9 protein-coding genes and 2 pseudogenes are annotated in these 12,927 nt (G+C 70.3%); 5 read left to right on the top strand and 6 right to left on the bottom strand.

Going from position 1 to position 12,927, the window contains the following annotated elements; genetic code table 11:
• Positions 1-261 precede the first annotated feature (261 nt).
• Entirely contained in the window at positions 262-906 is a 645-nt protein-coding gene (locus AB0C76_RS04685; RefSeq protein WP_359959634.1) for a hypothetical protein, read from the top strand.
• Here the strand turns inward: AB0C76_RS04685 and AB0C76_RS04680 are convergent.
• Positions 903-1,184, bottom strand: a complete 282-nt coding sequence (locus tag AB0C76_RS04680) for an EsaB/YukD family protein (protein WP_359959631.1) — start codon at positions 1,182-1,184, stop codon at positions 903-905. The two genes, AB0C76_RS04685 and AB0C76_RS04680, sit on opposite strands and share 4 nt — an antisense overlap.
• Before the next feature lie 434 nt (positions 1,185-1,618).
• On the opposite strand from AB0C76_RS04680, the gene AB0C76_RS04675 reads away from it, so the two are divergent.
• The gene (locus AB0C76_RS04675) at positions 1,619-1,915 is read left to right on the top strand and encodes a hypothetical protein (RefSeq protein ID WP_359959628.1); all 297 of its coding nucleotides are present in this window, start codon (positions 1,619-1,621) and stop codon (positions 1,913-1,915) included.
• 103 nt (positions 1,916-2,018) lie between these two features.
• On the top strand, positions 2,019-4,376 hold the full coding sequence (locus AB0C76_RS04670) for a SpoIIE family protein phosphatase (RefSeq protein WP_359959625.1): 2,358 nt from the start codon (positions 2,019-2,021) through the stop codon (positions 4,374-4,376).
• Positions 4,377-4,486: 110 nt separating this feature from the next.
• On the opposite strand, the pseudogene AB0C76_RS04665 reads toward AB0C76_RS04670, so the two are convergent.
• Positions 4,487-5,294, bottom strand: a pseudogene (locus tag AB0C76_RS04665) (IS5 family transposase).
• Positions 5,295-5,363: 69 nt separating this feature from the next.
• A complete protein-coding gene (locus AB0C76_RS04660; protein WP_359959622.1) occupies positions 5,364-5,744 on the bottom strand; it encodes a helix-turn-helix domain-containing protein in 381 nt (126 codons plus the stop codon).
• Between the two features lie 585 nt (positions 5,745-6,329).
• On the opposite strand from AB0C76_RS04660, the gene AB0C76_RS04655 reads away from it, so the two are divergent.
• On the top strand, positions 6,330-8,279 hold the full coding sequence (locus tag AB0C76_RS04655) for a hypothetical protein (RefSeq protein WP_359959619.1): 1,950 nt from the start codon (positions 6,330-6,332) through the stop codon (positions 8,277-8,279).
• 830 nt (positions 8,280-9,109) lie between these two features.
• Positions 9,110-9,349: a hypothetical protein gene (locus AB0C76_RS04650; RefSeq protein WP_359959616.1), complete on the top strand. Its 240-nt coding sequence runs from the start codon at positions 9,110-9,112 to the stop codon at positions 9,347-9,349.
• Positions 9,350-9,878: 529 nt separating this feature from the next.
• Here the strand turns inward: AB0C76_RS04650 and AB0C76_RS04645 are convergent.
• The 3 genes and pseudogenes from AB0C76_RS04645 to AB0C76_RS04635 all read right to left on the bottom strand — a co-directional run.
• A pseudogene (locus AB0C76_RS04645) lies at positions 9,879-9,971 on the bottom strand (IS5/IS1182 family transposase); the annotation flags it as partial.
• Between the two features lie 170 nt (positions 9,972-10,141).
• The gene (locus AB0C76_RS04640) at positions 10,142-11,485 is read right to left on the bottom strand and encodes a GH1 family beta-glucosidase (protein ID WP_359959613.1); all 1,344 of its coding nucleotides are present in this window, start codon (positions 11,483-11,485) and stop codon (positions 10,142-10,144) included.
• Between the two features lie 130 nt (positions 11,486-11,615).
• Positions 11,616-12,836: a helix-turn-helix domain-containing protein gene (locus tag AB0C76_RS04635; protein ID WP_359959611.1), complete on the bottom strand. Its 1,221-nt coding sequence runs from the start codon at positions 12,834-12,836 to the stop codon at positions 11,616-11,618.
• Between the last annotated feature and the right edge of the window lie 91 nt (positions 12,837-12,927).

Below are 12,927 nucleotides of genomic sequence, written 5' to 3'. Positions count from 1 at the left end.
GTCGGCGAACTCCCCAAGACCCGCTCCGGCAAGATCATGCGCCGCCTCCTGCGCGACATCGCCGAAGGCCGCGAAGTCGGCGACACCACCACCCTGACCGATGCCGCCGTGATGACGTCCATCCAAGCGCAGCTGACCGACGGTTCGCCCGGGACCTGATCCCGTCCCCCACGCGGTGAGGGGCCGCTCACCGGTTCGCTCCGGTGGGCGGCCCCTCACCACACGGAACCCCGTCATCGAACTCCCCGAGGATCCGCCGAGTTGCCGTACCGACCCGCGCTCGCCGCCACCAAGGCCACCGCCGCGCTCGCCCTGCTCCCCTGCCTCCTGGTCGCCGGCCTGGCCACCGGGGTCGGCGTGTCACCGTCCCCGGACGACCTCCCGCCACGGGCCGTCCCCCGAACACTGCGCGGGCTCGGCAACCTGACCGCCGGGCGGTCCGGGCTGAGGATGACGGCGTTCGGAGCGGACGCCTCGCACGCCGCCGACGGCGCCGCGGTGACCGCGATGCCGGAGAACGCCGAGGAGAACCAGGAGTGGCTCGTACGGCCCGCCACCGGCGACGAACTCGTCCTCCAGTCACTGCTGCCGAGCGCCGGTGACGACGGGACCGGCCCCGTGGTGCTCACCACGGATCCGGACGGCTCCGTCTACCTCGCCCACGAGCGGGCCGGGAGCAGCCCGGAGGGGGCGAGCCCGGAGCAGTCGTGGACGTTCGCGGACCTCTCCGCCCTTCCCCGGTGGACCGCACCCGGTGCCGTCCCCGACGGGCGGTCCACGACCCGGCTCCGGATCCACGCCCACCGGGGCGGCTGCCTCGTCGAGCAGGGCTACGGCGAACGGCTCGCCGTCGGAGGCTGCGACGACCCCGGGGCCTGGTGGACGGCAGAGGGCTTGACCACCTAGCCGACGGCAGCCGAGCACGACAGGTGCAGGACCTCCCCGTCCCGCAGCCCCAGCGACACGGCCGTGTCCTCGGAGCCGAGCGGCGCACCCCCGATCCGCCGGAGCACCCAGTCGCCGGCTCCGGCCCCGGCTCCGGCAACGCACCGGACCAGCACCGGAATGAGCCCCACGACCGGAACGGTGACCGGAAGGGCCAGCTCGACGAGACCTTCCGGCCCCACGACGGTCAGCTCTCGGACGGCGTGCTCGGGGGAGATGGCGGTCAGCGTGGCGGTCATGGTGCTCCTCGGATGCGCGAAACGGCGGGGACGGACACGGCGGCGACGGGCGGATCCGGCAACCAGACGCCGCACCGCCCGGACTGACGTCCCGACGTCCAGACCTGCCGGCGCGTCCGGTACCTCCCGGTGCCTCCACCCTAGGAACCGAGGGGCCCGAGGACATGACGACCGGCACCGACAGGATTGCGTCCCCGAACCGAAACCCTTCGACAGGCCGCACCCTCCGAAGCACCGACTGCCGCGCTGTGCGCCGCTGCGTCTCGAAGGTGCGCACTCGCGACGCGATACGCGTGGAGCATCCGTGGGAGACGTCCACCGGAGCCCGCACCCGCCCCTCGGCACACCCGTTCGCCTCGGTTGGGGTGCGGGCGGGCTGCCAGGGTGGTCGACTCGGCCTGTCGGAGTTCGACCGGTGTCAAGGGGAGTGCGGTATGGCGATCGTGGCGGTTTTCGAGCTGTCAGGGATGACCGAGGCTCAGTACGACAAGAGCGTGGAGAAGGTTGCAGGCCGTCCGGGACCCGTCAGGAGCCCGGAGGACTGGCCGGTGCCCGGGCTCATTTCGCACACCGCCGCGCCCACTGCGGACGGCTGGCTCGTCGTGGATGTGTGGGAGTCGGAGGAGGCGTTCCAGGCGTTCGGCGAGGTCATCGTGCCGATTCTGAACGAACTGGGGGTTCAGAACCCGCAGCCGAGGACCTACCCGGTTCACGTCGTCGTGACCCGATAGCCCACCGAATCGGCGCAGGCGGGCGGACCTCGTCCGGCGCGCCGACGACGAGGCGACGGCACGGGCCCGCCTTGCCGAGTACGCCGCCACTGCCGCGCCGTGCGTGCGTGCGCACTACGAGAGCGCCGGTGTGGTGCGGTACGTGGAGGCCACGGGCTCGGTCGCCGAGGTCGCCGCCCTGCTGCCGGCCGCGCTGTACGGCATCGCCCCCCGAAAAACACCGCCCGCCTCCGGGAGACCGGACGACGCGCGGCCCCGCCCGGGCGAGGCCATGATGGGAGAGCCAGACCTCGTACGGGCCACCGACGAGAACAGGACCGAACCAGGCTTTCCCATGACGGATCCAGGTGAGCGCGCGAACACGGCGTTGCCCGGCCCCGACGGCGTCGACCGGGCCGTGATGAACGCCCTGCTCACCGAGTCGCCGGTCGGGCTCTACATCGTCGACACCGACCTGCGGCTGATCCGGTTCAACACCGCCTCGGCGGGGGTGCGCGGGGTACGGGGCGAGGAGGTCATCGGCCGGCCACTGCGCGAGTTGGCGCCGCTCCTGGTCAACGACGCGAACGAGCGGATTCTCCGGAAGGTCGCCGAAACCGGGGAACCGGTCATCGACCTGGTGCAGCGCGGCTCCCCGCCGTCCGATCCGGAGCGGGAGCACGTCTACTCCGTCTCCGCGCTGCAACTCGTGGGCGGCGACGACCAGCAGGTCATCGGCGTGGCCACGATCGTCATCGACGTCACCGAGCGTTACCGGGCCCGGGACCGGCTGGAGCTGCTCGCCCGCGCCAGTTCTCTCATCGGGACGTCCCTGGACGTGACGCGGACGGCGGAGGAACTGACCGAGGTGGCGGTCCCGCAGCTGGCCGACGCGGTGGCGATCGACATCCTCGACCCGGTGTTCCAGGGCTATGCGCTCGCCCCCGGGCCGGTCGACGACGACGCGACCCTGCGCCGCACGGCATTCCGTTCGGAGCCCGAAGGCCGCCTGCAGCCGGCCTTCCCGATCGGGACCGTCAACGTGATCTCACCGCCCACTCCCTTCAGCCAGTGCCTGTCCGACCTGCGCCCCCGCCTCGTCCGGGATGTCGAGGCGGCCGAGGACTGGCTCTTGCGCGAGCCGCTCAGGGCGGAGCGCATCCGGGCGGCCCACGTGGACTCCCTGGTGGTGGCGCCGCTGGCCGCCCGCGGGGTGATCCTCGGTGTGGCCTCCTTCTACCGCTGGCGCAGACCCGAGTTCGACGAGGACGATGTGACCACCGCCGTGGAGCTCGCCACCAGGACCGCCGTCTGCGTGGACAACGCCCGGCGGTACACCCGGGAGTCGCGGGCCGCACGGGCCCTCCAGCACAGTCTGCTTCCCGTTCGGCTGCCCGGCCAGAACGCCGTCGAGGTGTCCTACTGCCATGTGCCCGCAGCCGAAGCAGCCGGCTGGTACGACGTCATCCCGCTCCCGGGAGCGCGGGTGGCGCTGGTGGTGGGCACCGTCGGCAGGGACGGCCTCCGGGCGGCGGCCGCGGCCGGTCGACTGCGGGCCGCCGTCCACACGCTCGCCGCGCTCGACCTGCCGCCCGACGAGCTGCTCGCCCACCTGGACGACCTGATGGTCCGTCTCGGCGGGGCGCCGGAGGAGCTCTCCGACGAGGGCACGCCCATGCGCGGGCCCTCCGGCGCCACCTGCGTCTACGCCGTCTACGACGCCACCAGTGGTGAGTGCGTCTTCGCCCGGGCGGCGCACCCGGCGCCGGAGATCGTCCATCCCGATGGCACCGTCGCGGCCTTCCGCGTTCCGGACGGGCCACGCCTGGGCCTCAACCGGGCGCCTTTCGAGAGCTGCCGCCTGCACCTCCCCGCCGGCAGCCTGCTGGCCTTCTACACTCCCGAGCTGCTGCGCTGTCTGCACGGCCGCCCCCGCCGCGGCCTCCAACGGCTTCGGCGTCAACTCGCCCACCCCGAGCGGTCCGTGCAGGACATGTGCGACGCGGCCATCTACTCACTGGTCCAGGAGCGGCCACGCAAGGACGTCGTCCTTCTGACCGCACGAACCCGCCTCCTCAACGGCGACCGGATCGCGTCCTGGACCTTCCCCGACGATCCCGCCATCGTCGCCACCGCCCGCCGGCTGGCCTCCAGCCAACTGGTCACCTGGGGCCTGGAGGAACTCGACTCCACCACCCTGCTCCTGGTCAGCGAGCTGGTCACCAACGCGATCCGGTACGCCGGCGGGAAGGTCCAGCTGCGCCTGATCCACGACATGACGCTCACCTGTGAGGTCTCCGACAGCAGCAGTGCGGCACCGCACGTCCGACATCCCCGGGCGAGCGACGAGGGCGGGCGCGGTCTGCTCCTCGTCGCTCAGCTGGCCGATCGCTGGGGAACACGACAGACGGCGGACGGCAAGATCATCTGGGCCGAACAGGCCCTTCCGGAGCCCGATACGGCTCCACTCCCGTCTCCCTGAACTGCCGCCCGACCGGGTCGCGGCACCAGGCGTACGAGGCCTTCGAAGCACGGCACCGCGTCTCGATGTCCGCATGGATGACAGTGCACCCGACGGGCTTACTGATCGTTTCAGAATGATCTTTGGAGTCGTCGGAGGCAGATGATGCTGGCGGCGAGTTCGAGGAGTCCTTGGTGGAGGTCGGCTCGGCCTTCGTAGCGGGTGCGGAGTCGCTTGAACTGGTGGAGCCAGGCGAAGGTCCGCTCGACGACCCAGCGGGTGCGGCCGAGCCCGGACCCGTGGGCGACGCCGCGGCGTGCGATCAGGGGCTTGATGCCTCGCTTCCACAGGAGGCGGCGGTACTTGTCGAAGTCGTAGCCGCGGTCGGCGAACAGCCGTCGGGGCCTGTTGCGGGGGCGTCCCGGCAGGCCCCGGATGCGGGGTATCGCGCCCAGGAGCGGGATCAACTGGGTGACGTCGCGCCGGTTTCCGCCGGTCACGGACACGGCCAGCGGGGTGCCGTGGCGGTCCACGATCACATGGTGCTCTGAACCCGGTCGTCCTCGGTCGACGAGCGAGGGGCCGACGTGATCCCTCCTTTGAGCGCCCTGATGTGGGAGCCGTCGATCGCGCAATCGTCCATGTCCAGACTGCCGTTGGCCCGCAGCTCGACCAGCAGGGCCTCGTGCAGCTGTGGCCAGACGCCGGCTTCGGTCCAGTCCCGCAGCCGACGCCAGGCAGTCACACCTGAGCAGCCCACGGCGTCCGCGGGAACATCGCGCCAGGCGGCACCGGTTCGCAGCACGTACATCACACCCGCGAGCGCCGCCGGTCCGGAACACGCAGGCACCCGGGATAGCGCCGACGCCGCTCGGGAGCGGGTGGCAGCAGCGGAGCCACACGCTCCCACAGACCGTCCGGAACAAGATCAGCACGCACCCGGACACCCTGCCGACCAAGATCACCTGAGCGCAAGACCTTGAGCCCAAGTCATTCTGAAACGATCAGTTAGAGACGCCCTCCGGGCACCGGGTCGTCCCCGCGGTCCCGCTCGACAGCTGGAATGGAGCGCAGGACCTCGGCGGAGGCGGCGTCTTCCCACAGCTGCAGGCTGGCCTGCACGAACGCGCGTCCCCGCTCGGCCAGCGGCCGTTCGGCGGCGGCGGCCACGGCGGCGCCTAACACCTCGGGCGGTTCCATGATTGCTTCCAGCAGCCTGGTCTTGCTGCGGAAGTAGTAGTGCACCAGCCCGGGATCCACGCCGGCGTCCTGGGCGACCGATCGCAGTGAGGTCGCGGCGTAGCCGCGGGTGGCGAAGGATCGGCGGGCGGCGGTGGTGATCTTCTCCGCCTGCTCTCCGCGTTCGCCTCGGGGGCCTCGCCCGGTCACACCGCATCACCTTCGAGACTTTCCATGCCAGTTCGGAGAAGAGCCGCTTGCCCTTCGCGGTATTTCATCATACGCTGAAACTAGTTTCCACAGCCGAGGAAATTAGAAGGTCTGTCATGCGCACGCTCAAAGATGCACCACCGCCGCACCCCCACTGATCCCTTGCCCCCTTCACGACCGTGGTCGGCGACGCGCCACGGTGTCAGGGCCGCCGATCCCGGGGCGGGCAGAGCCAGCGGGGCCGCCGCTGCCCGCCCCGGCGGCTTCCCCGCTTGAGGGGGATGGATCGAGGGCCCGGCTGCATCGCTGCGCCCTGCGGCGGGTCTTTGAGAATTCGGGGTTCGTACTTGGAGATGGAGGTGGATGGTGTCGCCGGCTGTGGTGGCCGGCGTCTTCGGAGGGGGTGCGTGATGGCGAACGGCTCACGGAACGTGGAGCAGGCAGCTTGGTGGGGCGGGACAACCGACCGATGCCACCTTCCAGTCCGGGGCCTTCCGGTGCTGGTGTGTCGTCTTCGAGGTTCTGTCACGCGTGCGCGGTGAGGTTTTCCGGCCGGCTGATCGTCGGCCCATACATCGATCAGGAATGGAATCACTGATGTTCGAAAGAGCTGGAAACGGGTCGCCCGCAGTGCCTTGGTTGCGCGCCGGTACGGCGCACCTGCTGACCGTGGTGTCGGCCGCGGCTGGGCTGGCGGTGCTCCCGTCGGGTGCCGCGGGGGCGGCGGTGGGCGGCGGTAACCCTCCCGCCGCGAAGCAGATTTCGGTCGCCAGCGACCCGACCAACGGCGCGGTTGTCGGTGAAGTGGATCCGAACGGCAACGCCTGGGTCCAAGAGGGCTCCGGCTCGCGGATCCAGCTGCCGTACACCGGGGTGAGACAGATCGCGGTCGCCAGCGACCCCGCCAACGGCCCGCTCGTGGCGGTCCTGGTCAACGGCACGGAGTACGCCTACCAGGGCAACGCAGGTGGGCTGACCGGCAAGGACAACTGGGTCACCGAAGTGTCCGGTGGCGTCACGTCGATCGCGGTGGCCACCGACCCCACCCACGGCCCACTGATCGCGGCCGTGCAAAACGGCACCGCCTACGCCAAGCAGGGAGGCCTGCGCGCGTCCTGGGTCACCGAGTTGTCCGGCGGCGTCACGTCGCTCTCGGTGGCCACCGACTCCTTCCACGGCGCAGTGATCGGTGCCGTGCAAAACGGCACCGCCTACGCCAAGGAAGGCGGCCTGAACGCGGGCTGGGCTACCGAATGGTTCGGCGGCCCACTGCCCGGCAGCCAAGGGTCCAACGGCTTCACGTCGATCGCGGTGGCCACCGACCCCACCCACGGCCCACTGATCGCGGCCGTGCAAAACGGCACCGCCTACGCCAAGCAAGGCGACGTGGCCTCGTCGGGGGTCACCGAATTGTCCGGCGGCGTCACGTCGATCGCGGTGGCCACCGACCCCACCAACGGCCCACTGATCGCGGCCGTGCAAAACGGCACCGCCGTCGCGGCTCAGGGCGCCCTGAACGCGGGCTGGGTCACCGAAGTGTCCGGCGGCGCGACGTCGATCGCGGTGGCCAGCGACCCCACCAACGGCCCGCTGACCGGGGTCGTGGCCAACGCTTACGGCTTCATCCACCAGGGGAGACCGACCAATTTCTCGCCAGGCCTCGGCGACCAGGTGACGCAGAGTTCGGTAGCCGACGGCGTGACGGGCTACGTCTACTCCAGCGGCAACGCATACGTCAGCACCTCCTCCGGCTGGCGGATCCAGCTGCCATACACCGGGGTGAGTCAGATCGCGGTCGCCAGCGACCTCACCAACGGCCTGCTCGTGTCGGTCCTGGTCAACGGCACCGTGTATGCCTACCAGGGCAACGCAGGTGGGCTGACCGGCAAGGACAACTGGGTCACCGAATGGTCCGGCGGCGCCACGTCGATCGCGGTGGCCACCGATGACATCAACGGCCCGTTGATCGGGGTCGTGGCCGACGGCACCGCCATGGCCAAGCAGGGCGGCCTGAGCGCGTCCTGGGTCACCGAATGGTCCGGCGGCGCCACGTCGATCGCGGTGGCCACCGATCCCACCGATGGCGGCCCGTTGATCGGGGTCGTGGCCGACGGCACCGCCATGGCCAAGCAGGGCGGCCTGAGCGCGTCCTGGGTCACCGAATGGTCCGGCGGCGCCACGTCGAACGCGGTGGCCACCGATGACATCTACGGCCCGTTGATCGGGGTCGTGGCCGATGGCACCGCCTTGGCCAAGCAGGGCGGCCTGAGTGCGGGCTGGGTCACCGAATGGTCGCTCGACGTGACGTCGATGGCGGTGGCCACCGATCCGATCAACGGCCCGTTGATCGGGGTCGTGGCCGACGGCACCGCATTGGCCAAGCAGGGCGGCCTGCGCGCGTCCTGGGTCACCGAGTTGTCCGGCGGCGCCACGTCGATCGCGGTGGCCGCCGTCCCTCCGCGCGGCGCGTCGATCAGCGTCCTGTTCCGCGTCCCCTACCTCAAAGTAGGCAGCCTGGACGCGTCCTGGCAGTAGCCGCGTCGGCCGTCTCGTTTCCACAGGAGTCGGCCTCCTGGTGAGCCTCCTGTATATGCTCGCCCTCACCGACGGCGTCGGGTATCACCGTACTCACGGTCCCGACGCCCGTCGGCGGCCTCCCCTACAACGGGGCCGGCATCACCATGGCCGACCAGCTCCTGTCGGCCCCGATGCATCTGATCGTCGGCGCCGTCGTGATCACCTCACTGCGCCGGATCTGACACCGGCTCACGCCGCCTACGGACCTGGTGGCCCATGACGCCCAGACTCATCCCCGCGTTGGTCTCCAGCTCTCCTACAGTTTCACCAGCCCGGCCGCACTCGGCCCCGACCGGGCGGCCTTCGAGCAGGACCTCCGCCAGGCCCTGAACCTCTTCGCTCCCGACGGCGGACCGTTTGACGAGCGTGTCCGCAGAGAGGCGGTTGTCGCCGCCCGTGCCACGGCCTCAGACCATGATCCGTCTCAGCAAGGTTGGATGCGGGCCAGGCGCTCGGCGGGTGAGAGGTCCCACAGAGCTGGGCGCTTTGTCCATGCAGCGCCCGCGTCCCAGTGGTGCGGGAGTGTCTGGACCGGTGCCGTTCATACCCTCATGCTCCGCCGCCGCGCCGGACCAGCGCTTGAGGCGGACCGTCCCTGTCCGCAGGGCCGACCGGCCCACGGTCTCGGACCGGGACCAGGCGCGGCGTGCGCGGCTCGGCCTCGGGGCCGCCGAGCGGACCGCGGCCCGCTCGGTGACGACTTCCACGAGGCCAGCAGTCTCGATGGGTGGGGAATCCTGAACGCTGGCGAGCGGCCGTTCTTCGAAGCGTGGCAGCACGGTTGCGAGATGGTCTCAGCGGAACTCGGGCAGCCTGAGGCGACTGCCGTACTGGAGACGGAGGCCGACGACTGGCACTTCGCTGCCTGGCGGACCACCTCGGCAGCTGTCGTCGTGGCCCAAGGCGAGGAGTTCTCGTCGTACGGAGAGCCGTCCATGGCCGCGATCTGGGTGCTCCCTCACGAGTCAGGTGATCCGCTTCCGGCAGACGGGGCCGGGTTCTACTCGTGGCTTCTCGGCGAGGACTGAATCCGCCCCCTGATCACGCGGCGAGTGTGACCCTGGGCTCTACCTCCGCCCCGGCGCTGCGGGTGAGGCGTCGCAGCATCAAGGTGATCGCGCTCCAGGCCAGGTGGGCTTCTGCATGGGCGGGGGCCCACCGTCCACGACGCCCCGCACACCGGGCACGTGGCCATCACGGCCGCACGGATCGCGGCCACCTTGACACGCGAACGCCGCACTGAACGCCAATGCGCCGAGCGACACCGCGCTGAACAGAACATCGCCGCAGCTCGGGCCTTGGCCCCCAGTCGGCCACCGCGCACCGGGCACGACCGCTCCAGATCACCGGTCACCCGGCCAGCGTAGAGCTACCTGACCTGGCGGAGCTGTTGTGCGTTCAGCTCACCGGCTCACGATCATGGGGGCACAGGACGTCATCGGGCCAGGACTTCCCCATCCAGTTGGCGGGGCGACGGCGGCGGGCTGGCCAGGGCGGAAACTCCTCGCGCAGGAGACCCGTGGACAACGCGTTCCAGCGATCGACCCAGGCACGCAGGCGCCCGGGATAGCGCCGACGCCGCTCGGGAGCGGGTGGCAGCAGCGGAGCCACACGCTCCCACAGACCGTCCGGAACAAGATCAGCACGCACCCGGACACCCTGCCGACCAAGATCACCTGAGCGCAAGACCTTGAGCCCAAGTCATTCTGAAACGATCAGTTAAGCCCGTCCGACAGGCTGCGATCCCAGCTGTACCACAGGCCTGGCGCAGCACCCGAGTGAGCTCCGCGCCAGGCATGCTGTTCATCCGGAGGTAGCGGCTACCTCCCGTGCCGCGCCCGGTGGGCGGCGATCAGGTCCCGGTACCACGCGTACGACGCCCTCGGGGTGCGACGCTGCGTCGCGAAGTCGACGTGGACGAGGCCGAACCTCTGGCTGAACAGCCCTTCGGCCCATTCGAAGTTGTCGAGGAGGGACCAGGTGTAGTAGCCGCGGACGTCGGCGCCCTCGGCGATGGCCCGGGCGAGGGCGTCGAGATGGGTGGAGAGGAAGTCGATGCGGGGGCGGTCGGGGGCGGTGGCTTCTTCGACGGAACAGCCGTTTTCGGTGATGGTGATGGGCGGGAGGGCTTCGCCGTACGAGTCCTTCAAACCGACGAGGAGTTGCCGGAGGCCGTCGGGGACGACGGGCCAGCCGAAGGCGGTGCGGGGGACCTCCGGGATGTCGACCAGGTCGAACGGCAGCCCCGGGGAGGCGGGGGCGGCGACACGGGTGGGGTTGTAGTAGTTGATGCCGAGTCCGTCGAGGCGCGGGGTGTGGATGAGGTCGGTGTCGCCGGGGCGGATGGAGCCATAGATGTCGTCGGGGACGCCGAGGACGGAGAGGTCGGGGTAGTGGCCGAGGAGGACGGGGTCGGTGAACAGGCGGTTGTGCAGGGTGTTGTAGGTCTCGGCGGCGGCCACGTCCTCGGGCGATGAGGAGGCCGGCCACACCGGGGTGAGGTTGTTGGAGAGCATCACCTCCAGGCCGCGCTCATGGAGCAGCGTGGCAGCCAGGCCGTGGGCGAGGAGTTGGTGGTGGGCAGCGGGCAGGGCCTCGAACATCAGGGTGCGGCCGGGGGCGTGGGTGCCCAGGGCGTAGCCGAAGACGGTGTGGACGAAGGGCTCGTTGAGGGTGATCCAGGTGGGGATGCGGTCGCCGAGGCGGTCGGCCATGAGGGTGGCGTACTCAGCGAAGCGGTACGCCGTCTCGCGGTTGAGCCAACCGCCCTCGTCCTCCAGGGCCTGCGGGAGGTCCCAGTGGAAGAGCGTGGGGAGCGGCGTGATGCCGGCTTCCAGGAGGGCGTCGACCAAGCGGTCGTAGAAGGCCAGGCCGGCGGGGTTCACGGGCCCCGTGCCGGTGGGCAGGATGCGGGACCAGGCGATGGAAAAGCGGTAGCCATCCAGCCCGAGGCCCCTCATCAGGACGATGTCCTCGGGGTAGCGGTGGTAGTGGTCGCAGGCGACCGCGCCGGTGTGGCCGTCACGGATGACCCCCGGGCGGGCGGTGAAGGTGTCCCAGACGGACGGACCGCGGCCTTCCTCGTCGACCGCCCCCTCGATCTGGTAGGCGGCAGTGGCGGCGCCCCAACGGAACCCCGCCGGCAGGTCGTAACGGTCCGGCATGACAGCCTCCCGAAGATACATGAGGAGTGCTCATGTTACCGGCACGGCACTGGAACACCAGAGCCCATCAACCGCGCCCTCGGGAATACCGATCACGACGTACGGATGATCCAAGAACCCCTGAGCTCACCTACACGACCTGCTCATCGGTGTCGTCCAGGCCCAGGAGGATGCAGCCGAGGCGGTGAACGTTCCCCTCGATGCCCGAACGGGTGCGCAGCCGGGGTGTTCGGGCGATGTCGTTGGTGATGGTGAGGACCGCCTGGACGCGGACGCGTGCCTCCCCGGGCGGCATACCCGGGTGGACGGCATGCATGAGGTGCAGCCATTCGTCGATGTAGTCGCGTTGGGTCTGGAGTGTCCGCTGTCTGTCGTCGTCCTGCAGGTGTTCGGTTTCGGTGACGATGAGCGTGACCAGGTGCTGGTGGGCGAGTGCGAACCGGGCGTATCGCAGGACCAGCGAACGCAGCGCGTCCGCATGGTCCTGTGCGGATGCGAGCACCTCGGTCAGGTCGAGCCACAGCCGTTCGGCGCTGCGGTTCATGGCCGCGGCGAGGATGTCGTGCTTGTTGGAGAAGTGGTTGTAGATGCTCTGTCCCGCGATACCGACGGTGCTGCCGGTGTCCTCCAGCGTGACCGCCGCGTATCCGCGTTCGGCGAACAGGCGGGTCGCTGCGGCGAGCAGGCCCTCGCGGCGGGACCGGGGCTCCAGGCCCTGCGCGGCGCTGGAGCGGTCGGCGATGTGTTCACCGAGGTCGGGGAGTTCGGCCGTCGCCACGCAGCGCATCAGGTCCGCGATCAGGTTCCGGTAGTCGGGCGCGGGGAGGTCGACGTGCTGGTACGAGAGGCTGACCGCGACGTCGAGAATGCTCCAGGCGAGCAGCTCCGCATGGGCGTGGTCCAACTCCGCCCGGGAGGCGGTCAACTGCTCGACGAGCGTACGCCGCGCGGCGTGCAGAAGCTCTTCGAGTTCGGCGCGCTGCTCGGTGGGGAGGTTGCGGACTTCGCGCTGCCAGAGCACGCCGAGCTCGCGACGGGCCAGGGAGGTCTCGGCGAACTTGAGGAGCAGCAGGTCGAGGCCGCCGGATCCGGCGGTCCTCAGCCCGTCCAGGCAGGACTCCAGTGCCTCGGCGGTGACGGTGTGGAGGAGTTCCTGCTTGCCGCGGAAGTGCCGGTACAGAGCCGAGGGACCGATGTTCACCGCGCTGGCGATGTCGCTCATGGCGACGTTCGCGTAGCCGTGCCGGCAGAAGAGCTCGCGTGCCGCGGCGATGACCAGCTCCCGGCGGTTGCGGGGCCGGGTGCCGCGCGCGGGAGGCGCGGATTCCTCCGTGCCGACCGTCACTGTCACCGTCTCCTCCTCGCCGCGAGTGGCCCGTGCTGTTTCAGGCCTCGGTGGACTTGGCGTCCACCTCCCGGCCAGTATTTCCTGTTCGACTCCT

It is taken from the genome of Kitasatospora sp. NPDC048722, from assembly GCF_040650235.1.
Taxonomy (GTDB): domain Bacteria; phylum Actinomycetota; class Actinomycetes; order Streptomycetales; family Streptomycetaceae; genus Kitasatospora.
The sequence above is the reverse complement of the archived record's forward strand: the minus strand, read 5'-3'. Positions and strand labels throughout refer to the sequence as shown.